The organism is Companilactobacillus crustorum JCM 15951 (genome assembly GCF_001434585.1).
In the GTDB taxonomy this organism is placed as follows: Bacteria; Bacillota; Bacilli; order Lactobacillales; family Lactobacillaceae; genus Companilactobacillus; species Companilactobacillus crustorum.
Genome location: NZ_AZDB01000003.1, coordinates 69009 through 91557 on the forward strand (window position 1 = coordinate 69009; position 22549 = coordinate 91557).

Sequence of the window (22549 nt, forward strand, 5' to 3'; positions counted from 1 at the left end):
GATTGGCTTTTGAACATTAAAGTGAAAATGACGGCAACTCAAAATCGAGTTGCCGTCATTTTCATATTAATCGGAGTGAAGTTATGTTTTGCTCCGCGTTTTTGCTGCAAAATTAGCAAATATAAGAATTATGTCTCAGACACGTTATATTCTATAAGCTTGGCAAATTCTCGAAAGCTTCCATCCTTATTCGCTCTCTAATTTACCATCTGTTCATTAACGTATTGTGCATATAGTTCATGTTCTTTCATCAATTCTTTATGAGTTCCATGTCCGGTTACGGAACCTTTTTCGATGAAGTAAATTTGGTCTGCATCAACGATTGTGGAAAGTCGATGTGCGATGACTAGGGTTGTACGTCCTACCATTAGTTGATCTAACGCACGTTGAACTTTTTCTTCAGATTCTGAATCGAGACTGGCTGTGGCTTCATCTAACATTAAAATTTTAGGATCACGGAGAAAGGCACGGGCAATAGCGATTCTTTGCTTTTGTCCACCGGATAATTTTACGCCACGTTCCCCAATTTGAGTGTTAAGTTGATCTGGGAAATTCTTAACGAACTCATCAGCATAGGCTAATTTTAGACCATGCCAGAGTTCTTCATCAGTTAAATTCCGATTTAAGCCATATTGGAGATTATCACGAATACTGCCAGCAAAAACGGCACTATCTTGTGAAACAAAACCGATTTGAGAACGCCAGCTATTGAGATCGATATTCTTGATATCATCTTTACCGATTAGGATTGAACCGCTGTTAGGTTGATAGAATCTTTCCAAAAGTGAAAAAATAGTTGATTTACCGCCACCTGATGGCCCAGCAAAAGCAATAACAGTATTAGGCTTTGCTGTAAATGAAACATCATGAAGAATTTGATTATCAGAGTTATAACTGAAATTCAAATGATTAGCTGTAATGACTTTACCTTCAACATCGACAGTTTTGCCATTAGTAGTGATTTCTGGCTTGGTCTTTAAAATTTCTTGGATTCTTTCAGTTGAACCCATAGCTTTTTGAACTTGAGAGAAGAAAGTTGCAAAGCTAGCGACAGGTGTGATGATGTTGAATAGATAGAGTAGAAAAGCAACTAGTGAGCCACTTGATAAAGTCCCTTGTTGGATTCTAACGGCACCATATCCTAAGATACCAACGAAGATACCGAGCATGGCTGTTGTCATAATAGGTTGAAGAACGGCTTCAATTTTGGCATCTTTGATACCAACTTTAAAGATTCTATCAATGAAGTTGCCACCAGTAGTCTTTTCAAATGTTTCACCATTGCTGGCTTTGATCAAACGGACTTCAGAAAGTTTTTCGCTGGCGTCCGCATTGAAGTCAGCAGTGGCGGCTTGTAGCTTCCGTCCCAGTTTTGACATGATTCGTCCAATTGGCAATAAAATCAACACTATTATTGGTACCACGCCAAACATTAATGAAGCCATTTTCCAATCCATAAAGAATAGGATGATCATTGAACCAACTAATTGAATTGCTCCCGTAATGAAATTGGGAAATTGAGAAGTAATTAGGTCTTTGATAACACTAGTGTCATTAACTAATCGTGAACTGCTTTCACCAGATTTGTGATTGTCAAAATAATCAACTGGTAATTTAAGCAGGTGAGCCCAGAGTTTTTCCCGTAATGTTTTAACAGAACTCTCGCCGACGTACCTTAAGATATAGCCCCCAATAGTTCCAAAACCTAATTGAATTAAAAAGGCCAGAATCAAAACGATTAGCATTTTACTATCAATTTTAGAAAGTCCACTTGTATCGACTAAACCTTTGGTTAATTGTGGAACGATCAAACTGGCACCACTGGTAACTAAACTTAACAGCATTCCTAAAAGAAACAGGCCTTTTTTAGGGTTAACGCCGTTAATTAAATGTAAAAAATCTTTAAACTTGAACTGCCCAGTTCGTTTGGGTAATTCACGTCTCATAACTGCTTCATTGCGCATTAACTTATCCTCTTATATTAAAAATTTAGTATTTATCGTTTCGCCAAAAGTCATTGCGAAAGTCAGGTCTTTGACCATTTCCATGTTCAGGTCTGGAGAAATGATTGTGTCTTCTGTCGAATCTAGGCATGCAACGACCGTCAAAAGGAGCCTGACGCATGTGTTCTTGCATTTCACGTCGCATTTGATTAATTTCTTCAGGCGACATGTCATTTCTCATATTCATCATTTGATCGCGCATGTTTAACATTGCTTTATAACGGTCGGTTGGATCAATAAATTTTTCAGAATTTTTTTTAAAATCATCATCCCAGCCATCAGAAATTTTTTGAAGATATTTACTAAAACTAGTTTTTTCTTCATCTGATAAACCAGCTAAAAAGGTTTCACTGTAGCTTTCGTTTTTAAGTGCTGCATTTTCTTCAGCTTTTTTACGACCAGCTTCAGTTAAATAAATTAGTTTGCTCCGTTTATCGTTTTCGTCTTCTTGACGAGTAATGTCTCCGTTATTTTCCATCTTTTTCATTAATTCGGCGATAGAGCTAGGGCGGAGATCCAAAACTTCAGCCAAGTAGTTTTGAGTCAAGCCGTCTTCTAATTTTAAAATGGCTAGGACCCGCTGCTGTCCCGTAAGTTTTTGTTTCTTTTGTCCCATGTAGAAATTAGCTGCCTCGCTAACGAAGCGTAATTGTTTCATTAAATCATCTGTAAGTTTGCTCATATTTAAATTCCTCATTTCAGTGTTATTAATTTATTTCGGTACCGAACTTTATTGCAAGATGAATTATAGTTCGGTGCCGAAGTAAAAGTCAACCGTTTAAATTAAAATTTATCAATCAATTCTTGAAAAGCCTGCAATATTAGTATTTGAGTGGTTGATATTTTTTTATAAACTAATTGATTGACAGACAAAGTAAAAGAAAGTAAAGTCTAAATAGTAAAAATTACTATTATTAGCGAATGTAAAAATAATCTATATTAAAGGAGATACTATGGCAAAAAAATCAAAAATTGCTAGAAATAAAAAACAGCTTGAATTAGTAGCTAGATATGCCGAAGTCCGTAAGGAATTAAAGGCTAAGGGAGATTATATTGCTCTATCTAAGCTACCTCGAGATTCAAGTCCTGTTAGAATTAAAAATCGTGATTCACTAGATGGACGCCCTCATGCTTACATGCGTAAGTTTGGGATGTCTCGTTTGAATTTTAGACAATTAGCTCATGCCGGTCAGATTCCGGGTGTAAAAAAAGCTAGTTGGTAAGGAGAAATTATGGAAAAGATGAATACAGCAACAGCTTACAGAATGCTTAAGAGTCCTAATATTAAAACTCGTAAACGTGCATTGCGAGCCATTAAAGATAGCAAACGTAAATAATTAATATTTAAATGGAATCGGTTTCACTCTCTTGGTATAATCAAATTGTGAAGAACTTAATTTATACTGAAAGAGGGAACTGATCATGACTACGGCAACGAAGAAAAAACATAGTTTTCCGTCCGCTTATACGGTTATTGTCATTGTTCTAATTTTAGTTCAGGCATTAACCTTTTTTATTCCATCAGGTAAGTACAGTACTCTGGAATATAATGCGGGATTGGATAAATTTGTTATTACTGACGCTTCTGGTAAAACGGTCAAAAAAAGTGCCACCCAAGCGACACTTAATAAATATAAGATAAAAATCAAAGTTTCTAAATTTAAAGATGGTACGATTTACCGTCCAGCGGCAATTCCTAATACCTATCATCAAATTAAGAAGCCTAAACGTGGTCTCTTTGGAACAATTAATCAATTTTTAACCGCGCAAGTTCAAGGTATTGTTGATAGTGTCGATATTATCGTGTTCATCTTGATCTTAGGTGGCGTTATTGGAATTGTTAATGCTACTGGTGCCATGGATTCAGGGATGATGCGCTTATCAGAAAAACTTAAAGGTAAACAGAAATGGCTGATTGTTATTGTGACTTCCTTGATAGCTTTAGGGGGTACAACTTTTGGTTTAGCTGAAGAAACAATCGCTTTTTATCCCATTTTGATTCCAATCTTTTTGCTGGCAGGATATGATACTTTGACCGCAGTCGCGGCAGTTTATTTGGGAACGGCTATTGGATCAATGAGTTCAACAATCAATCCATTTTCAACTGTGATTGCTTCGAATGCTGCCGGAATTAATTTTACTGATGGCTTACCAATGCGAGTTTTGATGTGGTTTGCAGCTGTTGGTATTTCAATCGTTTATACGATTCATTATGCTGAAAAAGTTAGAAAAAATCCTAGCAAGTCTTTAGTCGCTGATCAAGCAGCTGAAGATAAGGAGAAGTTTTTAGGCGATATGGATCTAACGACTCAAAGCGATTTTACAATGCGCCAAAAATTATCCCTAATTGTCTTTGCTCTAGGCTTCGTAGTAATGATTTATGGCGTTCAACAGTTAGGTTGGTATTTCACAGAAATAGCAGTTGTCTTTTTAGCGGTAATCTACGTTTTGATCTTTACAGCAGGTTTGAAAGAAAGCAAATTCGTTTCTAGCTTTGTTTCAGGAGCGGGCGATTTACTAGGTGTTGCTTTGACAGTAGGATTAGCTAGATCAGTTGGAATTGTAATGGAAAAGAGTTTTGTCAGCGACACGATCATGCATTATTTCAGCAATCAGATCAGTGGTATGAATAATGTATTGTTCATCTGCGTACTCTTCTTTGTTTATATTATTCTTGGTTTCTTTATTCAGTCATCTTCTGGTTTGGCAGTATTATCAATGCCAATCATGGCTCCGTTAGCAGATGTTGTGGGGATTGATCGTTCTTTGATCATCAATGCTTATAACTGGGGCCAAGGGTTGATTGGATTAGTAGCGCCAACGGGGTTGATTTTAGTTTCATTAGCAATGGTAAATGTCGGTTTTGATAAATGGATTAAGTTTGTTACCAAATTGTTAATCATGATCGTTATTCTGATTTTAGTATTTCTAAGTGTCGGAGTATTGATTAAATAAGCTTGTAATGGATGTCTAATTGTTGGTTAAAAAATTGACCAATGATTGGACATTTTTTGTTTGGGCGAAACTTTCAACTTCGCTATAATTGAAATAACAACTTTGTTTTGGAGGGAAAAATGTCAGATTATAGAATTGAAGAAGATACTTTAGGTAAAGTAAAAATTCCGGTTGAGGCTATGTGGGGTGCACAAACTGAACGTAGTCGTCATAATTTTTCGACTGGCGCTAAGATGCCTTTGACAATTATCAGGGCCTTATTGCAAATTAAAAAGGCTGCTGCGCTTGCAAACAAGGAAGCTCAAGCTCTTTCTGCTGCTAAGTCAGATTTGATAGTAGAGGCAATTGATCAGTTATTGAAATTGAATGATGCTGAATTGAGAAAAGATTTTCCTTTAGTGGTTTATCAAACTGGTTCAGGAACACAAACTAATATGAACGTAAACGAAGTTGTGGCACATGTGGCTGCACAGCTCAATTCAAAAATTGAGATTTTACCAAATGACGATGTCAATCATGGTCAGAGTTCGAATGACATTTTTCCAACAGCAATGAATATTACAGCGGCCATGGCCATTGATGAGTTAGTGGATTCGACAAAACATTTGGTTGCTGAATTGAAAGCGAAACAAACACAATATTGGAAAGTAGTTAAAATTGGACGTACTCATTTGCAAGATGCTACTCCTTTAACTTTCGGTCAAGAAATAAGTGGCTGGGTTAGTATGCTGGAACATGATTTAAGTTATTTACAAGAACTTAATCAAACATTGGGTGAATTGGCAATAGGTGGGACTGCTGTAGGGACAGGACTAAATGCTGCACCAGGTTTTGCTGAAAAAATTGCTGTACAGATGAGTCAAACTTATCAACATGAATTTACGGCTGATAATAATAAGTTCTATGGTTTAGCAGCTCACTCAGGGTTAAACGTTGTTCATGGAGCGATGAAAACTTTAGCTAGTGATTTGTTGAAGATTGCTAATGACGTGCGTTTTTTGGCTAGTGGTCCGCGTTCTGGATATGGAGAATTGAATATCCCTGCAAATGAGCCAGGGTCATCTATCATGCCTGGAAAAGTTAATCCAACTCAAGCTGAAGCGATAACTATGGCTGCAGTTAGAGTGATGGGGAATGATGTCACCGTAAATGTGGCAGCTAGTCAGGGAAACTTTGAAATGAACGTTTATAAACCTGTGCTAATTTATACATTTTTAGAGTCAGCTGAGTTGCTGACGGGAACGATAACTGGTTTTGCTGACAAAATGATTGCTGGTATGACAGTTAATGAAGCTCGTATGGAAGAACTAGTTGACCAATCATTAATGACAGTAACGGCTTTGTCGCCACATATTGGATATCATCAGAGTGCAGAGATTGCTCAACAAGCCCAAAAAGCTGGCACAACCTTGCGAGAAGCAGCCATAAAATCAGGCTCAGTAACGGCAGAGCAATTTGACAAATGGGTAGTACCGATTGATATGACTGGAATTGAGGAGAAATAAAATGGCTGAAAAATTTAGTTTTGAACCGACTGATTTAAAGCAATTAAAAGACAATTACGATGTCATAATTATTGGTTCTGGAGGTGCTGGTTTAACTAGTGCAATTCAGGCCTATGAATTGGGGTTATCACCGGTAATTTTAGAAAAAATGGATAAGCTTGGTGGTAATACAACGCGAGCTTCTTCAGGGATGAATGCCGCCGAAACTTTTGTTCAGTTGAACCATAAAATTGTTGATAGTTTTGCTGATTTCTATAACGAAACATTCGTTGGTGGCGGTAAAATGAATAATCCGGAACTGTTGAAATTCTTTACTGAACATGGCGCTTTGGCTATTGATTGGTTAGATCAACATGATATCAAGCTAGATGATTTAACTATTACTGGCGGTATGAAAACGATGAGAACTCATCGACCTAGTTCTTTGGCGCCGATTGGGGGATATTTAGTAACTGAGTTATTGAAATACATTGCTAAATATCAGATTCCTTTGTTCGATAATATAAAGGTTACAGATTTGTTGACAGATAATGATCAAATTGTTGGGGTTAAGGCTTTTTCTAATCGTGAAATAAAAATTCAAGCTAAAGCAGTAGTTTTAGCCACAGGCGGTTTTGGCGCTGGCAAAGATCTTTTAGCACAATATCGTTCCGATTTATTGAATTTACGGACCACTAATCAACCCGGCGCTACCGGGGATGGCTTGAAATTAGCTCAAAAAGTAGGAGCTAAACTGGTGGATATGGATCAGGTTCAAGTTCATCCTACCGTTCAGCAGGATACGCCACATGCATTTTTAATAGGCGAGGCTGTCCGTGGTGAGGGAGCCATTTTAGTTAATAATTCAGGACAACGTTTTGTTAATGAATTGGATACCAGAAAGAATGTTACGCAGGCAATTGATGATTTGGGTGGAACTGGAGCTTATTTGATTTTTGATCAAAGTATTAGAAATCGAGTTAAGGCGATTGAATTTTATGACCATATTGGTTTAGTTGAGACAGGCCAAACACTTTCTGCATTAGCAGAGACAATTAAGGTTGATATTAATTCACTTCAAAGTACAGTTAATAATTGGAATCAAGCGGTCAAGATTAAAAATGATCAAGACTTTGGAAGAAAAACAGGGATGGAGCGAGATATTTCAGAAGCACCATTCTTTGCAATCCATATTGCTCCAGCAGTGCATTATACTATGGGTGGAGTAGCAATTAATCATCAGACCCAAGTCCTTGATGAAGCTAATCAACCAATAGCAGGGTTATTTGCGGCCGGAGAAGTAGCTGGTGGCTTACACGGCAATAATCGTATTGGCGGAAATTCTATTGCTGAAACGGTAGTCTTTGGTCGCCAAGCTGGACAACAAGTGTATAAGTATTTAAAAGGGTAGTTGTTAATAAAAAAAGCCTGATGACTTAAAAAAATTAGTCATTAGGCTTTTTTTTATTTAAGGGATTAAATTAGTTTAACTAAATCAGTTGGCTTTTCTAGGAGATAGTCGACTTTAGAAAATTCAGGATTATCTTTTGCACCCCAGCTAGCTAGGGCAAACTCAACATTGGCGCCCCGAGCACATTGGAAATCATAGATTGAATCGCCGATATAGAGGGTATTGATTGGATCAATTTTTAAGGATTCAATTGCTTTTAAAATAGGCTCAGGATTAGGCTTATGAAGTTTTGTTTGAGAAGCGGTTATGCAGATATCAAAGTATTGTTGGATTGGAAAATTATCAAAAACCATTTTTAATTCCTGATCGGTTCTTGAAGTAACGATTCCCAACTGAACATTTTTATTAGTTAATTGTCGCAACATTATTTCAATTCCAGAAAATAAATTCGAATAGTGGAACATTGAATGGTCATTCTTTTCCCACAGATTCATTAATTCTTGACTGAGTTTGGGGTCATTAGAATATTTTTCGATTGCTTTGGTACCAGGAATACCTAAAATATAAAATAAATCTTCAGCCTTTGGTTCGACATTCAATATGTCCTTTAAAGTTTTTTGCCATGATTTAATAATAGTTTTCTCGGTATCAATTAAAGTTCCATCGACGTCAAATAAAATTGTTTTACTCATAATAATCTCCTTAAAGGTAAATCATTTGTGTTTTGGATTTTAATAGTTTGTTTTCCAAATTTTGAGGTAATTTGTCATTGGTGATGATGTAATCAATTTGATTTAAATTTAGAACCCGAAAATTATGTTTAACATTAATCTTGCTGCTATCTAGTAGTAAGACTATTTTTTTTGATTGTTTACGAATTTTAGTTTTGTAATCAATATCATCTTCATAAGCATAGTAGACACCATCTTCATCGATACCAACACAGCTTAAAAAGGCATAATCAAAACTATAATTCTCTAAATCTAAACAGGGTCTAGTACCGACTATACAACGTTTTTCTGCATCCAGATTGCCACCCAAAATTCGAGCTTTACATTTCGAATGTCTAACCAGTTGATCTGCAATATCTAAAGAATTGGTAACGGCAAAAAGACTTGGATTAGTTAAGTATTGAGGCATGAATTCAATTGTTGTTGAAACATCCAAATAAATTTGTGTGGCCTGTTTAGCAAAAATAGCAGCCTTTTTAGCTAATTCCTGTTTAGCATTAACGAAATCATCGCTTCTTTGTAAATAGTTATCTAGTTTCTTAAAGGTATTTGGAAGACTAATTCCTCCATAATTACGATCAACCAAATTGTTCTCTGAAAGTTTGACGATATCACGCCTAGCAGTGTCACGAGAGGATTTAGTTAGGGCAATTATTTCCTTTAAAGTTAGGGTTTGTTTTTCTTGGAGTGTTTTTAAAATCAAGTCAAGTCGTTCTTTTTGCATAAGTATCCCTCTTTAAGCTACTTTAAGTATATCAATTATAATAACTTATTTTTACTTAAAGAACAATATAAATAATATAGGCTTTTTCTGGTTTTAGACTGGGAAATCTTTAATTATTTAAATTAAAATAAAGCCCCAATGACCGAAAGCTAGTCATTGGGGCTTTATTATATATTGATTGAAATTTTAATTAAGCTTCCTGATCACTGGCGATCATTTTGTCATTGTAACCGAATAGATAAGTTAAGACAAAAGCGATTATGAAGGCCACTAAATGAGAAATTATATAGGCGGTAAAATTGGAATCAATTCCTCCTTTAGGATTGATGAAAGAAGGGAATCCAATCAGGCTGCCTGTAAATCCATAAATCACTAAGTGCATTCCTCCGGCGATTGCTCCTCCGATAGCGTTGCCAATCATGGTCATATAGAAAGCTTTTTTATATTTTAAAAGAATTCCATAAAGAGAAGGTTCTGCAATTCCACATAAGTCAGAAACTCCGGCCGAATATCCTAGAGCTTCAAATTTTTGTTTTTTAGTTTTGATAGCAACGGCAAAGACTGAGCCAGCAATTCCTAAAGCAGTAATTGAAGTTAGAGCACATATTACACTTTGACCATTGACAGCTAAATCATTAATAACGATAGGAATCAATGGCCAATGCAATCCGAAGACAACCAAGATAGGATAGAAAGCTCCATAGATGGCACCACCAACGATACCATTGAAGGCCAATAAACTAGAAATACCGTCTGCAAGTCCTTTACTTAAAACAGTGATAATTGGAGCAACCACTAATAATAAAGCGAAGGAAAGAATAATAATTTCAATGATAGGAACGAAGATACCTTGAATCATATCTGGTATAACTTTTTTTAGATATTTTTCGACATATTTGCCTAGCCAGGCTGCAACAATAATAGGAAAAACTGAACCAGAGTAATTCATTATTTTAACGGCAAAGTCACCCCAAAGACCTATTTCTGGTACTTTATTGGCAGAAATCCCAATAATATTTGGATGTATCAGAAAGGCCCCAATTACAGCAATAGCGATTGGATCAGAACCTAATTTTCTGGCAGCTGTGAATCCTAAAATAACGGGTAAGAAATAAAAGATTGTGTCAGCCATAGTATTGATGAGCAAATAGATTCCGGCCTTATCGCTTAAAATTCCGGCACTTACTAGTCCAGCAAGAATACCCTTAGTGATTCCAGAGCCTGCTAGGACGCCAATGATAGGCATCATAGAGGCTGTAAGAACACCGATAAATTCATCGTAGCCATGTTTGAATTTAGCACCAAATTTTGAATTTTCTTTTGAATCAGAACTGTTAATTTCTTTTTCAACGTTTTCATCAGTAGCTAAACGGGGCAAAATTCCTAAAATAGCATTAAAAACGTCAGTTACTTTATTACCAATTACAATTTGATATTGACCTTGAGCCTCCATGATTTTAATAACAACGTCAATATTTTCGATAGCTTTAGTGTCCGCTTTAGATTCATCCTTTAAAGTAAAGCGAAGTCGAGTCATACAGTGAATCAATGTATCAATATTGTCATTTCCTCCAACAGAGTTAATGATTTGTTGGGCATCGGCTGTATAATCCATATTTTTTCTCCTTAACAGAGCCTTTCTTCAGGCATGTATTCGATAGGTAGCCACTCTAAGATATTTTCTAAAAATTTGTCCCAGGAATACCAGTCGTGTTTACCATTAGTGAATTCAGCATCAATATTGATGCCTAATTGTTCTAGATTAGAAATGAGATTCAAGTTATCTTGATAAAGAAAATCTTGTTGACCACACCAAGCGTATAGATTGGGAACAGGTTCGTGTAGAGAAAGTTTCTGTTCAGCTAAATGTAAAAGATTTTCTGGGGAGACTTTAAAATCATCTCTTTTATTAATAACGCCGTTCCAATAATCGTTTGAACGAAAACTGGTGAGGATTTTATTTGAGCCACTAGGATCAAAGGCACCGGATAACGCTGCGGCATAGCCAAAATTATTAGTAGATAAGGCTATTTTATAAGCTCCGTAACCTCCCATTGAACTACCCATGATAAAATTTTTGTCCCTTTTGGTAGATATTTGAGGAAATAAGTCATGTACTACTTGTGGCAATTTGATTGCAATCTCGTCATAATAATTCATGTCGTAAGTTGTGTTTGCATACCAACTTAAATCAGCATTAGGTAAAACAACTGCCAGTGGAGTATTTTTAATAAGGCGTTCTAAGCGAGTATTTCTAAGCCATGAAGTGTTGTCGTCACTCATACCATGTAGTAAATAAAGTACTGGCAAATCAGTTAAAAGATCTTGATTCCAATTAGGAGAGTCAGCTGTTTTTTGTGGCAATAGGACATCCATCTGGCAGTCTTTTAACAGTGCATTTGAGAAGTAATTTATTTTTAAATGTGCCATTTTTTGCTCCTTAAATATTTTTTTTAAAAAAGCTTTTTTTATATCCTTTGACATTAGACATTGTATACGCTTACAATATCTAAGATAAGTTTATATTTGCTAACATAACTACCTTTTTTTGTCCTATAGGAGGATTTAGAAATGTCCACATCTATGGAGTTACTTGAATTTGAGTACGCTAATCCAGTGAAATGTATTTATCATCGTCCTGTTGGTGAAAAATATGTAGTTCCTCATTGGCATGAGGCTATTGAAATTACTTTTGTTGAAAAAGGCAATCCTGGGAAAATGTATCTTGAAGGTCAAGAATATTCTTTGAGTCAAGATGATGTCTATGTAACGAATTCTCGCTTGATTCATAGTTTCGATACGGTTATAACGCCTGATCAGCGAATCATAACTTTGTTGATTAATTATGATTGGTTGCGTAACTGTTTGCCAAAGACGATTCGCAACAAAAAAATTGAATTGATCAAAGCACCAAAAAAAGACAGCCAGAGAGCTGCCTTTGCAAAGTTAATTGAATTGATTAAGCAAGTTAAGGATATTCAAGTTCAAAATGTTGATGAATATGAACATTTGCATCAATTATCTCTAACGGTAGAACTAGTTAGTATTCTGATTAAAAATTTTGTTGTAGATAAGAAAGTAGAACAAAAGATTCCTGAAGTTATAAGTATGGCAATTGAAGATTTTCATAATCAATATTCGAGTGATCTGCGACTAACGGACATGGCTAAGAAATACAATTATAGTTATGCATACTTTTCAAAGTTGTTTAAAAGATACTTAGGGATGTCTCCTAAAAAATATTTAACATTATTACGTATTCAAAATGCAGCTGAGTTGATTGAAAAAACTGATGATAAGTTAACTACAATTGTCGTAAAAACTGGTTTTCCTGATGAAAAAAGCTTTTATGCTGCATTTAAAGGTAAATATGGAAAAACACCTTCGGAATATCGAAAACAATTGCAGGTAACAACCGAATAAAAAATCTAGGATTGGAGATATAACATTTATAGTTGTAGCAAAAATTTGGAAGAAAACATAACTTCACACCGCTTAATATGAAAGGGGCGGCAACTCAAAATCGAGTTGTCGTCCCTTTAACTTTATTTAGCATTATTTTGATTTGTGTAGGTTGTTGAATGTTCAAGGAAGTCTTGGTCGTCTGGATCAGCACCGACTCGTTTGTCGCTATCCAATTTAGAAATTTGTGACATTTCTTCTGGACTTAAGTCGAAATGAAAATCAAAGAGATCAATATTTTCCTTGATTCGACTCTCATGAGTAGACTTAGGAATAATAATCTCTCCACGTTGAATATGCCAACGGAGAATTACTTGAGCGGGTGTTTTTTGGTGATCGCTAGCAATTTGTTTGATAACAGGATCATCGACGACTTTATTGATACCACCGCCAAGAGGACTCCAGGATTCGTGAGCAATGTTCTTTTCTTGTAGGTATTCGTGCAAATCATTTTCTTGCAAGTAAGGGTGAGTTTCAATTTGATCAACCATTGGAGTAATAGTTGCAGTTTTCATTAATTGTTCAATATGATGGGCTTTGAAGTTTGAAACACCAATGGCACGGATTTTTCCGGCCTTGTAAAGATCTTCCATGGCACGCCAATTTTCTTCAAAACCTGGAGCAGGCCAATGAATTAAGTAAAGATCCAAGTAGTCTAAACCAAGTTTTTGAAGTGAACTATTGAACTGAGCAACTGTCTCATCGTATCCACGAACGTTATTCCATACTTTAGTGGTGATGAAGAGATATTTACGATCAATTCCAGTTTCTTTAATAGCCTTGCCGACAGCTTCTTCATTATCGTAAAAACTAGCTGTATCGATGTGTCTGTAGCCACTTTCGACTGCCCATTTAACACTATTGAGAACTTCATCGTCGTTCATTCTAAAAACTCCGAGTCCAACTTGGGGAATCATAACACCGTTTGCTAATTCGATATAAGGAATATTTGTAGCCATAAACTTACCTCCTGTGTAATTTCACTTACATTATAGCCCAGTTGTTTGTATATATTTTGTATAAATAATGTAAACCTTATAAATGATTATTTTACAGAAAATTTATTATTAATTTACAAAGCTTTGTTAATCTAAAGTTGTTCAAAAAATAGAGAGAAAGTTGGGAGTTATTTATGAAAAAAGGGCGATTATTAACCGCTTTTCTAGGGGTATTTTTATTACTTACAGGTGTTCTAGCAGGCTGCTCATCAAAGAGTTCAGCTTCTGAGAAAACGGGTGGAAATAATAGTAAAGAAATTACAATGGTTTTCTATCCAAATGAATCAGCTAAGAACTTTACAGCATCACGTAAAGCTTTGCAGGATGAATTGCACAAGGCAACAGGCAAAAAAGTTAATATTCAAACAACAACTGATTATAACGTAGCTATTGAGGCCATTGCTTCAGGTAAGGCACAACTTGCATTCATGGGTGCCGATGGATACATTCAAGCTCATGCTCAAAATGCTAAGGTAGAACCTTTACTTTTACAATCTGGTCCAGAAGGTACTACTAAAGGTGCTAGTTACCGTTCATATCTAATGGTTCCAAAGGAAAAAGCCGATGAATATAAGAAAGACGGCAAATATAACATTGACAAGATTAAAGGTGAAAAAGCTTCATTCGTTTCAACAAGTTCAACATCTGGATTTGCGGTACCAACAGATGAGATCCAAAAGCACTTCAAACTAAAAGATAAAGATGAACTGTCAGAAGGTGGCAAATTCTTTAGCAAGGTTCTTTATGGAAGTACTCATCCAGGTTCAGCTATTAATTTATTGAAGGGCGATGTTGATGTTGCTGCCTTTGATGATATTGATTTAACAGTATTCTTGAAAGTTACTGAAGGAAGCTACGACAAACCAGGTTCAGTCTTTACTATTAAAGATGACGCTGATGCTCCATTTGCAGAATTTAAGGGCAAACAATTAGTTAATATCTCAGTTCTACCAGTTCAAAATGGACCATTCGTTGTGAATACAAAAGCATTAAGCAAAACTGATGTAGATGCTATTACAAAACGTTTCACTTCTAAAGATTTTACAAACAATAAGAATTTGTTCTCTGATGGTAAGAGTAAAACACCAACATTATGGCAAAAGAAGAGTGATAAGACAGTTCTTTTGAAGGTTGATGACGCATGGTACAAACCTACTCATGAACTTGTTGGTAAATAAAAGGGGCAGAGTATGTTAGAGGTTAAAGATTTACAAAAGAGCTATGAGAAAGATAAACCAGCTTTAAAAGATATTTCATTCAACATTAAACCTGGTACTTTCGTTGCCATAATTGGGCCATCTGGAGCCGGAAAAACTACTATTTTGAGAAGCTTAAATCAATTGATTAAAGATGATAATGGACAAATATTGTTAGATGGTAATGATATAAGAACTGCTAACAAGACTCAATTACGTAAGTATCGTCGTCAAATTGGAATGGTTTTTCAAAATTATAATTTGGTAGAGAGATTGACAGTAATCGAGAATGTTTTACATGGTCGATTAGGATATAAGTCAACCCTAGCTGGTGTCTTTGGCAGATATACCCAAGAAGAAAAAGAAGAAGCAATGTCACTACTTAAAAAGGTAGGTTTAGAAAACTTTGCTTTACAGAGATGTTCTGAATTGAGTGGTGGTCAAAAGCAACGTGTTGGAATTGCTCGTTCTTTGATCCAACATCCTAAGGTAATCCTTTGCGATGAGCCGATCACATCTCTAGATCCAGCTTCAGCTCAGAATGTAATGGAATTATTGAAAAATCTTACTGAAGAATATAATTTGATCTGTATTGCTAATCTTCATCAGATTAACATGGCAAAAATGTATGCTGATCAAATTATTGGAATTCGTAAAGGACGTTTAGTTTTTGATGAAGCGGCAACTTACTATCAGAGGATACTTTGAGGACACTTTATGATCAAGATATTACAAAGAAGCTTGAATAATGCAATCTCCTATAAAATATTTATCACACAAAGGATGGCATCAGACAGCAATAATCGCAATTATTGGCGGTATTTATATATTAGGTAGTCAAATATTAAATTTCGATAATTTAAATGGATTACTTGCTGTGCCGAAGGCTTTTGCTTGGTTAGGTGTTAATTTCAAACCGACCGCTCATTCAATGCAGTACTTTCCACGAATTTGGCAAAAACTAATTCAAACAGTGCTGTTAGCTATTTCTTCAACGATGGTTGCTGCAATAATTGCAATTTTTGTAGCTCTTTTAGGATCGAAGGTTACTGGTATCAATGGTTTTGTTCAAACTATTGTACGTGCAATCGCCTCTTTCTTTAGAAATATTCCGTTAGTTGCATGGTCCATGATCTTACTTTTTTCATTCAAACAGAGCGATTTTACTGGTTTCTTGGCTCTATTATTAATGTCTGTTGGATACTTAATTCGAGCATTTATGGAAATAATTGAAGATGAAGCAAGTGAAACTATGTTGGCTTTAAAGGCAACTGGAGCAAGCTACTTTCAGGTTATTTTTCAGGCAGTGTTACCGCAGATTTTACCAAGTATTCTCAGTTGGATTCTTTATATGATTGAAAATAATGTTCGTGATGCAACATTGGTTGGAATTTTGACAGGAACGGGAATTGGTTTCATTTTTGATATTTATTATAAAAGTTTTAGATTTGATGCAGCAGGGATGACAGTTTTGGCAATTATCTTTGTCGTTATTGCCTTAGAAACAATTTCAAATCAAATTAGGAAGGTAATCTTATGACAGATAGTCAAGATAGTATTATTCAAAAGTCGAAACTGCCTAATTCCCCAGAGATTAAGTTGCATGAAAGAAGTTTGTCTAGAACGATGATTTTAGTTGTCTTTGTTAGCTTGCTGCTTATTACTGGCTATACATTGACACATTTGGATACGGCCGGGGTACAGATTAATCAAGCTTTAAAGGAATTAATGACTACTTTGAATCAAATGTTTCTGCAACCTAATGCCGGTACGGATGGTTTGCCATTATTAATGGAAGCTTTAGGCAACAGTGTGCTTCTTTCAATTTTGACGACGATTATTGGAGCAGTTTTTGGATTCTTATTTGCAGTTTTAGCTTCCAAGAATTTGACTAATGCTTATCTAGGAGCAGGAATAAGAGTTATTATGGCTGTCATTAGAGCTATACCAACAATTATTTGGGCTTTAATATTCTCTATAGTATGCGGATTGGGTACTACTGCCGCTATTTTGGGACTTAGTTTTCATAGTATTGCATATTTAACTAAGGCGTACTCTGAAAGTATTGAAGGAATCGACAATGCAAAGATCGAATCGTTAAAGGTTACTGGTGCTAAATTCTGGGTTATTGTTTTTCAAGCAATCTGGCCAACCATCGTGGCATCGTTTGTTTCTTGGACATTTATTAGATTAGAAATTAATTTTGCTAATGCTATTGCTGTGGGTGCAGCTGCTGGAGCCGGAGGAATTGGGTATCAGTTATTTGTAGCTAGTGGAATGAGTTTTGATTTCCATGAGACTGGATTAATTGTTTATTTAGTTATATTAGTAACATTTGTACTTGAGTTTATTGCGGTGAAGATTAGACAGTATTATTTAAACCGCTAATTTAGGGAGAGAACTTTTATGATTGAGGCAGTAATTTTTGATTGGGCCGGAACCACTGTTGATTACGGTAGTTTGGCACCAGTTATTGCATTTAAAAAGGCATTTAAGAATGCCGGTATCGAATTAAGCGACGATGATATTCGCCAAGATATGGGAATGGCCAAATGGGACCATATTGGTAGAATATTGGAACTTAATGATGTTAAACGACAATGGAAAGAAAAATATTCTGAATTACCTAATAATGATGATCGAAAAAGGATCTATAAAGATTTTCAACAAGAACTAATTCATTATTTAAAAGAGTATACAGAGTTAAAGTCAGGCGTATTAAAGACTTTTAACTATTTAAAGGAATATGGTATAAAAGTTGCCACAACAACCGGTTATACTGCTGAAATGATGAAAGTTGTTCAAGATAAGGCTGCTGAATTAGGCTATACTCCTGAATTGGTAGTGACTTCAGAGGATGTCAAGGGTTTAGGTCGTCCTTCTCCAGCAATGATTAAATACATTATGAAGGAATTCAATATCGATGATCCTAATAAGGTTATTAAGGTAGGAGATACTTTAGTAGATATTGAAGAAGGTCTTAATGCAGGTGTAAAAACTGTTGGAATTGCTGAAGGAAGCAGTTTGATGGGATTGTCACAAGTTGAATTTGATGAGTTAAGTAATGAAGAACAAATTTTAAGAAGAAATGAAGTAAAGAGAAAATTTGAATCAGCTAATGCTGATTTTGTCGTCAACAGTATATTTGATTTAGTTCAAATTATTGAATATTTAAACGAAGCGATGGATAAAAAATGGTAGAAAAATACTTACTTTTAACCCCAGGACCATTAACCACAAGTGAAAAAGTTAAACAAGCAATGGATTTTGATTATTGTACTTGGGATGACGACTATAAAAAGATCACTCAATCTTTTAGACATTCTTTATTAGAAGTGGCTCAAGTTAATGAAGATGAGTATACTGCAGTTCCCATTCAAGGAAGCGGTACTTATGGGGTTGAATCGGTCATTAGTTCTACAATTTCAAATAAAGATAAATTGTTAATTGGAATCAATGGTGCATATGGAAAACGTATCAGTGAAATGGCGGATATTTATGGCCTTGATCACGTGGACCTAGTTGTTGATGAGAGGGAACCAATTACTTTGGAGTTGGTGACTGAGTATCTTAACAAATATCTAGATATCACACATTTTGCAATGATTCATTGTGAAACTACCACAGGAATTTTGAATCCAATTGAGGATATTATTCCTTATGTTAGTGATAAAGGTATTGTAACAATTGTCGATGCAATGAGTAGTTTTGGCGGCGTGCCAATCAATGTAAAAGAAGAAAAAATTGATTATTTAATCAGTAGCTCAAACAAATGTATCCAGGGTGTACCAGGTTTTTCATTTGTAATTGCCAGAAAGAAACTTTTAGAGTCGACTGAAGGAATTTCTAGAACATTGTCTTTGGATTTATATGGACAATATGCTGAGATGGAACGAAATAATGGTAAATGGAGATTTACTTCACCAACTCACGTTGTCCATGCCTTTTACGAGGCTTTAGAAGAGCTAAAGGCGGAAGGTGGAGTTACTGCTCGTCATCAGCGTTACAGCAGTAATCAAAAACATTTGGCTTCTGGGATGGAAGAACTTGGTTTTAAAGTTTTAATTGATGAGAAGAATCAATCGCCAATTATTACTTCCTTTATTTATCCAAGCGATGATTTTGATTTTAATGAGTTCTATCAACAATTAAAATCAGATGGTTTTGTAATTTATCCTGGTAAGATTTCACAAGTGCCAACTTTTAGAATTGGTAATATTGGTGAAGTTTATGATGAGGATATTACTAAGTTATTAGTAGCAATCGACGAGATTATTAATTAAGATATTTCTAGTCATAGAAAAAGACTTTGTTAACCGAATTTATGGTTAGCAAAGTCTTTTTTAATAATTATTCAATTTTAAAAGTTTGACAAGAGAATCATAGTATCTGAAATATAATAATTTACTACACTGCCACCAAGCACCGGCAAGAAGTGCGCTACCGATTACATCACTTGGAAAATGTCCTCGAAGATAAACCCGAGAAATAGCTACAATAATTACCCAGATAATTAGGATTCCGTTGATAATCCATCTAGTTGATTGCTTCTTGAGAGATGGCAAAATTAAAAAGATTATTGTCATAATAACTAGCATTGTTCCAAAAACATGTCCGCTAGGAAAACTAAAACCGGAAGCAGGAATGATTTTGTCTAAAGGGCGTTGACGTTTGACTGTTATTTTAATTAGATAAGAAATGATATTTCCACCGATTAAAATATATCCAGTCCATAAACTAGCATCTCTTTGCTTGAATTTGAAGAACAGAATCATCATTAAAACTAAGTAAAACGTATCCATTACGGGACTTCCCAAAAAGGTTATTATAGAGAATATCTTAGTATTAAATGGTGAGACGGCGGTTCCGAGAATATTTTGAATCGAATGATCGATACTAAAAATTACAGAATTGTTTGTAATGATTAGTATTTCAAGTAGGAAAAACGCTACTAAATAAAATATGGCAAGGCCTTTCCTATGGTTGTTTTCTTTAAATAGCAAGATTAAACTCCTTTAAAAATGACAATAATTCTTTGTCATTTCGTTTAAGCTTTGATTGTAATATTATTTTCATAATATTTACAGCCATTTACATAAATTTTTAAAAGATATTTAATTATACTAAATAATATACCTTGATCATTTATTAATGATATAATCTATTTTACAAAAAAGGAGGCTTGAAATGCTTACATTAATGGCAGCCAGCTCTAGCAGCTCGGCTCCACTCTTAATTGCTATTGGAGTAGCAATTCTTGTAATTATTTGGCTTTTTATTAAAACAGGAATTGCCTTGCTGCATCATCCGATAATTGGAATCATTTTAATTTTATTGGGAGTTCTAGGCCTTTGGAATTATCTGATTATTGGAATTGGGGTAATTGTCGGTGGAATAGTTTTCTTGGTTATATCACAATTTTTCAATAATTAATGAAAATAAAACAAGGAGCAATCCTTGTTTTTTTTAATGCAATTAGCTAATAAGATGAATTATTTGATTTTTCTTTATAAATATCCGATGATAACGTTTGCAAGCAGTTAACGTAATTGCTAATTTTTTCAGAGAGAAAGTGTAATTATGACAAAAATGATAGCTGGACAAGCTTTGATAAAAGTTCTAGAAGATTGGGATGTTGATCATGTCTATGGTGTTCCTGGTGGGTCTATTAATCATACGGTCGAAGGACTTTATTTAGAAAAGGACAAGGTTAAATATATTCAAGTTCGTCATGAAGAAGTGGGAGCTATTGCTGCTTCAGCTGATGCTAAGTTTACTGGAAAAATTGGGGTTGCTTTTGGATCAGCTGGTCCTGGTGCTACACATTTATTTAATGGATTGTATGATGCCAAGATGGATCATGTTCCGGTGTTAGCCTAAGTGGGACAAGTACCTCAAGAGAATATGAATACTAACTATTTCCAAGAAATGGATGAAGGTCCCATGTTTGAAGATGTAGCAGTTTATAATCGAACTGTTACAACAGCTGAACAAATTCCTTATGTTATTAATCAGGCTATTCGTGAAGCATATAGACAAAACGGTGTGGCCGTAGTTATTTTGCCAGAAAATTTGACTTCAACTGAAATAGATTACGTTCCTACTAAAACACCTAAAGTAGTAAAGAACAATTATTCGCAAAACATTAATCCTGACGATATTGAAAATAGTTTGGAAATGTTAAAGAATGCTAAGCATCCTTTGGTCTATGCTGGCCGTGGTTTGTTAGGCGCTAAGGACGTTTTGACTAAATTCTCTGAGCAATTCAATATTCCAGTTATGACTACAGTGCCTGCAACTGGGGTTATTAGTACGGATCATCCTAATTTTATTGGTACTTTTGGACGTTTAGGTACTAAGTCTGGCTTTGAAGCTCTGCAACATACTGATTTAATTTTGTTTATTGGTTCAGAATTTCCTTTCGCTAGATTTTGGCCTGAAGGTGTCAAAATTATTGATGTGAATAATAATCCTTATGATATTGGTAAAACAATTGATGTTGATTATGCTGTGATTGCTGATGCTAAGAGTTACCTACAAGCTTTGGTTGATACAGACGAGACCTTGCCAAATGAAACTTGGCTCAAGGCTAATCAAGAGAACAAAGCTAATTGGGATAAATGGTTGGATAAACTTTCCAAGGACGATAGTAATGGTTTGAATCCAGAAACAATAACAAGCAAAATCGCAGAAATGGCTGGTCCGAACGACACTTATGGAGTTGATACTGGAAATGTTTCTGAATTTGGTGTTCGTGGATTGCCAATGAATCATAATCAACGTTTTGCTATATCAGGATTGTTTGCCACAATGGGATTTGGTTTACCTGCAGGTTTAGCTGGTGCTTTGAGTGTTCCTGATGCTCAAGCATGGACTTTGTCTGGCGATGGTGGATTTTCAATGGTAGCACCTGATTTAATTACTGAAGCTAGATATGGTTTACCTGTAATTAATGTAGTACTTTCTAATGAGAGATTAGGATTCATTTATTATGAGCAGGTTGCTTCTAAACAACACTTGTACGGAGTTGATTTGACAGGTGCCGATTGGGCTAAAGTTGCTGAAGGATTAGGTGGAATTGGTTTTACAGTTAAATCAATTAAAGATGCTGATGAAGTATTTAGTAAGATTAAAGAATTGCAGGCTTCGGGCAATAAAAAACCAATTGTAGTTAATGCGGTAATTAAGCAAGATGATCCAGTAGCAACGGCCTTCATGCCATTGGATGCTAAGTTATATGGACAAGATGCTGTTGACGAATATTCCAAGAAGTATCATATTGATGTAAAAGAACAACCTTCACTTGGCGAAATTTTAAGAGCGCAAGGAGATAATAATTAATGTTGAAAATTAATTACTTAGATGGTAATGTCGAAAAATCTAAGGAATATAAGAATGGTGATGAGTTTGTAGCAATTCAACAATTGGAAGTTCCTGATTTTGAAGATTACATTAAAGTAACTCAGGTAACTGAAGATGGAAAGAAGTTACCATTAAAAGATTCAACTATGTATGGTCTGTATAATTATTTGATAAACAAGTAAAATAAAAGACGAGATAAAATGATCTCGTCTTTTTATTTGTC

The 22549-nt window shown here is 35.2% G+C and carries 22 protein-coding genes and 1 pseudogene; 15 read left to right on the forward strand and 8 right to left on the reverse strand.

Annotated elements, in window-relative coordinates; translation table 11 throughout:
* Window positions 1-197: 197 nt before the first annotated feature.
* Both FD26_RS01630 and FD26_RS01635 read right to left on the reverse strand, forming a co-directional pair.
* Complete coding sequence (locus FD26_RS01630) at window positions 198-1964, reverse strand: ABC transporter ATP-binding protein (RefSeq protein WP_057866694.1); 1767 nt, start codon at window positions 1962-1964, stop codon at window positions 198-200.
* Window positions 1965-1989: 25 nt separating this feature from the next.
* On the reverse strand, window positions 1990-2685 hold the full coding sequence (locus FD26_RS01635; RefSeq protein ID WP_057866695.1) for a MarR family winged helix-turn-helix transcriptional regulator: 696 nt from the start codon (window positions 2683-2685) through the stop codon (window positions 1990-1992).
* A 271-nt stretch (window positions 2686-2956) separates the two neighbouring features.
* Between FD26_RS01635 and rpsN the strand changes: the two genes are divergently transcribed.
* The 5 genes from rpsN to FD26_RS01655 all read left to right on the forward strand — a co-directional run bounded on the left by rpsN (window position 2957) and on the right by FD26_RS01655 (window position 7853).
* Window positions 2957-3226, forward strand: coding sequence for a 30S ribosomal protein S14 (gene rpsN / locus FD26_RS01640; RefSeq protein ID WP_057866696.1), 270 nt, complete (start codon window positions 2957-2959; stop codon window positions 3224-3226).
* Between the two features lie 9 nt (window positions 3227-3235).
* On the forward strand, window positions 3236-3340 hold the full coding sequence (locus tag FD26_RS11130) for a putative metal homeostasis protein (RefSeq protein ID WP_160318159.1): 105 nt from the start codon (window positions 3236-3238) through the stop codon (window positions 3338-3340).
* Window positions 3341-3425: 85 nt separating this feature from the next.
* Window positions 3426-4958, forward strand: coding sequence for a YfcC family protein (locus tag FD26_RS01645; protein WP_057866697.1), 1533 nt, complete (start codon window positions 3426-3428; stop codon window positions 4956-4958).
* 119 nt (window positions 4959-5077) lie between these two features.
* On the forward strand, window positions 5078-6463 hold the full coding sequence (locus FD26_RS01650; protein WP_057866698.1) for a class II fumarate hydratase: 1386 nt from the start codon (window positions 5078-5080) through the stop codon (window positions 6461-6463).
* Between the two features lies 1 nt (window position 6464).
* Complete coding sequence (locus FD26_RS01655; RefSeq protein WP_057866699.1) at window positions 6465-7853, forward strand: flavocytochrome c; 1389 nt, start codon at window positions 6465-6467, stop codon at window positions 7851-7853.
* Window positions 7854-7918: 65 nt separating this feature from the next.
* Here the strand turns inward: FD26_RS01655 and FD26_RS01660 are convergent, their stop codons facing one another.
* From FD26_RS01660 to FD26_RS01675, 4 genes are all read right to left on the reverse strand, one after another.
* Window positions 7919-8545, reverse strand: a complete 627-nt coding sequence (locus tag FD26_RS01660) for an HAD family hydrolase (protein WP_057866700.1) — start codon at window positions 8543-8545, stop codon at window positions 7919-7921.
* Window positions 8546-8555: 10 nt separating this feature from the next.
* On the reverse strand, window positions 8556-9308 hold the full coding sequence (locus tag FD26_RS01665; RefSeq protein ID WP_057866701.1) for a DeoR/GlpR family DNA-binding transcription regulator: 753 nt from the start codon (window positions 9306-9308) through the stop codon (window positions 8556-8558).
* A gap of 190 nt (window positions 9309-9498) precedes the next feature.
* The gene (locus FD26_RS01670; protein WP_057866702.1) at window positions 9499-10923 is read right to left on the reverse strand and encodes a PTS transporter subunit EIIC; all 1425 of its coding nucleotides are present in this window, start codon (window positions 10921-10923) and stop codon (window positions 9499-9501) included.
* Between the two features lie 11 nt (window positions 10924-10934).
* The gene (locus tag FD26_RS01675; protein ID WP_057866735.1) at window positions 10935-11738 is read right to left on the reverse strand and encodes an alpha/beta hydrolase; all 804 of its coding nucleotides are present in this window, start codon (window positions 11736-11738) and stop codon (window positions 10935-10937) included.
* Between the two features lie 141 nt (window positions 11739-11879).
* Here FD26_RS01675 and FD26_RS01680 point away from each other — a divergent pair, with 141 nt between their 5' ends.
* The gene (locus FD26_RS01680) at window positions 11880-12731 is read left to right on the forward strand and encodes an AraC family transcriptional regulator (RefSeq protein WP_057866703.1); all 852 of its coding nucleotides are present in this window, start codon (window positions 11880-11882) and stop codon (window positions 12729-12731) included.
* A 122-nt stretch (window positions 12732-12853) separates the two neighbouring features.
* On the opposite strand, the gene FD26_RS01685 is transcribed toward FD26_RS01680, so the two are convergent.
* On the reverse strand, window positions 12854-13729 hold the full coding sequence (locus tag FD26_RS01685; RefSeq protein ID WP_057866704.1) for an aldo/keto reductase: 876 nt from the start codon (window positions 13727-13729) through the stop codon (window positions 12854-12856).
* A 173-nt stretch (window positions 13730-13902) separates the two neighbouring features.
* Here FD26_RS01685 and FD26_RS01690 point away from each other — a divergent pair, with 173 nt between their 5' ends.
* From FD26_RS01690 to phnW, 6 genes are read left to right on the forward strand one after another with little or no spacing between them, the layout of a single operon-like run.
* The gene (locus FD26_RS01690) at window positions 13903-14946 is read left to right on the forward strand and encodes a phosphate/phosphite/phosphonate ABC transporter substrate-binding protein (protein WP_057866705.1); all 1044 of its coding nucleotides are present in this window, start codon (window positions 13903-13905) and stop codon (window positions 14944-14946) included.
* A 12-nt stretch (window positions 14947-14958) separates the two neighbouring features.
* Complete coding sequence (gene phnC, locus FD26_RS01695; RefSeq protein WP_057866706.1) at window positions 14959-15672, forward strand: phosphonate ABC transporter ATP-binding protein; 714 nt, start codon at window positions 14959-14961, stop codon at window positions 15670-15672.
* A gap of 40 nt (window positions 15673-15712) precedes the next feature.
* On the forward strand, window positions 15713-16504 hold the full coding sequence (locus FD26_RS01700) for an ABC transporter permease subunit (RefSeq protein WP_057866707.1): 792 nt from the start codon (window positions 15713-15715) through the stop codon (window positions 16502-16504).
* Window positions 16501-17352 carry a PhnE/PtxC family ABC transporter permease gene (locus FD26_RS01705; RefSeq protein ID WP_057866708.1) on the forward strand — a complete coding sequence of 284 codons (852 nt, stop codon included), beginning with the start codon at window positions 16501-16503 and terminating at the stop codon, window positions 17350-17352. The genes FD26_RS01700 and FD26_RS01705 overlap by 4 nt, the downstream gene beginning before the upstream one ends.
* A gap of 18 nt (window positions 17353-17370) precedes the next feature.
* Window positions 17371-18165 carry a phosphonoacetaldehyde hydrolase gene (gene phnX, locus FD26_RS01710; protein ID WP_057866709.1) on the forward strand — a complete coding sequence of 265 codons (795 nt, stop codon included), beginning with the start codon at window positions 17371-17373 and terminating at the stop codon, window positions 18163-18165.
* Window positions 18159-19247 (forward strand): 2-aminoethylphosphonate--pyruvate transaminase, encoded by a 1089-nt coding sequence (phnW, locus tag FD26_RS01715; RefSeq protein ID WP_057866710.1) that lies wholly within the window; start codon window positions 18159-18161, stop codon window positions 19245-19247. Before phnX ends, phnW begins: the two co-directional genes overlap by 7 nt.
* 60 nt (window positions 19248-19307) lie before the next feature.
* Here the strand turns inward: phnW and FD26_RS01720 are convergent, their stop codons facing one another.
* Window positions 19308-19766 (reverse strand): phosphatase PAP2 family protein, encoded by a 459-nt coding sequence (locus FD26_RS01720; protein ID WP_057866711.1) that lies wholly within the window; start codon window positions 19764-19766, stop codon window positions 19308-19310.
* Between the two features lie 385 nt (window positions 19767-20151).
* Here FD26_RS01720 and FD26_RS01725 point away from each other — a divergent pair, with 385 nt between their 5' ends.
* From FD26_RS01725 to FD26_RS01735, 3 genes and pseudogenes are all read left to right on the forward strand, one after another.
* A complete protein-coding gene (locus FD26_RS01725) occupies window positions 20152-20397 on the forward strand; it encodes a hypothetical protein (RefSeq protein WP_010018619.1) in 246 nt (81 codons plus the stop codon).
* Between the two features lie 147 nt (window positions 20398-20544).
* A pseudogene (locus FD26_RS01730) lies at window positions 20545-22305 on the forward strand (thiamine pyrophosphate-binding protein).
* On the forward strand, window positions 22305-22508 hold the full coding sequence (locus FD26_RS01735; protein ID WP_057866712.1) for a hypothetical protein: 204 nt from the start codon (window positions 22305-22307) through the stop codon (window positions 22506-22508). Before FD26_RS01730 ends, FD26_RS01735 begins: the two are co-directional and overlap by 1 nt.
* The last annotated feature ends 41 nt before the right edge of the window (window positions 22509-22549 follow it).

Excerpts from the sequence above, each read along its gene's own strand:
- FD26_RS01685 (WP_057866704.1), bottom strand. The coding sequence starts at position 13,729 with ATGGCTACAAATATTCCTTATATCGAATTAGCAAACGGTGTTATGATT.
- FD26_RS01705 (WP_057866708.1), top strand. The coding sequence starts at position 16,501 with ATGACAGATAGTCAAGATAGTATTATTCAAAAGTCGAAACTGCCTAAT.
- FD26_RS01700 (WP_057866707.1), top strand. The coding sequence starts at position 15,713 with ATGCAATCTCCTATAAAATATTTATCACACAAAGGATGGCATCAGACA.
- FD26_RS01670 (WP_057866702.1), bottom strand. The coding sequence starts at position 10,923 with ATGGATTATACAGCCGATGCCCAACAAATCATTAACTCTGTTGGAGGA.
- FD26_RS01635 (WP_057866695.1), bottom strand. The coding sequence starts at position 2,685 with ATGAGCAAACTTACAGATGATTTAATGAAACAATTACGCTTCGTTAGC.
- phnX (WP_057866709.1), top strand. The coding sequence starts at position 17,371 with ATGATTGAGGCAGTAATTTTTGATTGGGCCGGAACCACTGTTGATTAC.
- FD26_RS01720 (WP_057866711.1), bottom strand. The coding sequence starts at position 19,766 with ATGGATACGTTTTACTTAGTTTTAATGATGATTCTGTTCTTCAAATTC.
- FD26_RS01660 (WP_057866700.1), bottom strand. The coding sequence starts at position 8,545 with ATGAGTAAAACAATTTTATTTGACGTCGATGGAACTTTAATTGATACC.
- FD26_RS11130 (WP_160318159.1), top strand. The coding sequence starts at position 3,236 with ATGGAAAAGATGAATACAGCAACAGCTTACAGAATGCTTAAGAGTCCT.
- FD26_RS01725 (WP_010018619.1), top strand. The coding sequence starts at position 20,152 with ATGCTTACATTAATGGCAGCCAGCTCTAGCAGCTCGGCTCCACTCTTA.
- FD26_RS01630 (WP_057866694.1), bottom strand. The coding sequence starts at position 1,964 with ATGCGCAATGAAGCAGTTATGAGACGTGAATTACCCAAACGAACTGGG.
- rpsN (WP_057866696.1), top strand. The coding sequence starts at position 2,957 with ATGGCAAAAAAATCAAAAATTGCTAGAAATAAAAAACAGCTTGAATTA.
- FD26_RS01665 (WP_057866701.1), bottom strand. The coding sequence starts at position 9,308 with ATGCAAAAAGAACGACTTGACTTGATTTTAAAAACACTCCAAGAAAAA.
- FD26_RS01735 (WP_057866712.1), top strand. The coding sequence starts at position 22,305 with ATGTTGAAAATTAATTACTTAGATGGTAATGTCGAAAAATCTAAGGAA.
- FD26_RS01690 (WP_057866705.1), top strand. The coding sequence starts at position 13,903 with ATGAAAAAAGGGCGATTATTAACCGCTTTTCTAGGGGTATTTTTATTA.
- phnC (WP_057866706.1), top strand. The coding sequence starts at position 14,959 with ATGTTAGAGGTTAAAGATTTACAAAAGAGCTATGAGAAAGATAAACCA.
- FD26_RS01650 (WP_057866698.1), top strand. The coding sequence starts at position 5,078 with ATGTCAGATTATAGAATTGAAGAAGATACTTTAGGTAAAGTAAAAATT.
- FD26_RS01675 (WP_057866735.1), bottom strand. The coding sequence starts at position 11,738 with ATGGCACATTTAAAAATAAATTACTTCTCAAATGCACTGTTAAAAGAC.
- FD26_RS01655 (WP_057866699.1), top strand. The coding sequence starts at position 6,465 with ATGGCTGAAAAATTTAGTTTTGAACCGACTGATTTAAAGCAATTAAAA.
- phnW (WP_057866710.1), top strand. The coding sequence starts at position 18,159 with ATGGTAGAAAAATACTTACTTTTAACCCCAGGACCATTAACCACAAGT.
- FD26_RS01645 (WP_057866697.1), top strand. The coding sequence starts at position 3,426 with ATGACTACGGCAACGAAGAAAAAACATAGTTTTCCGTCCGCTTATACG.
- FD26_RS01680 (WP_057866703.1), top strand. The coding sequence starts at position 11,880 with ATGTCCACATCTATGGAGTTACTTGAATTTGAGTACGCTAATCCAGTG.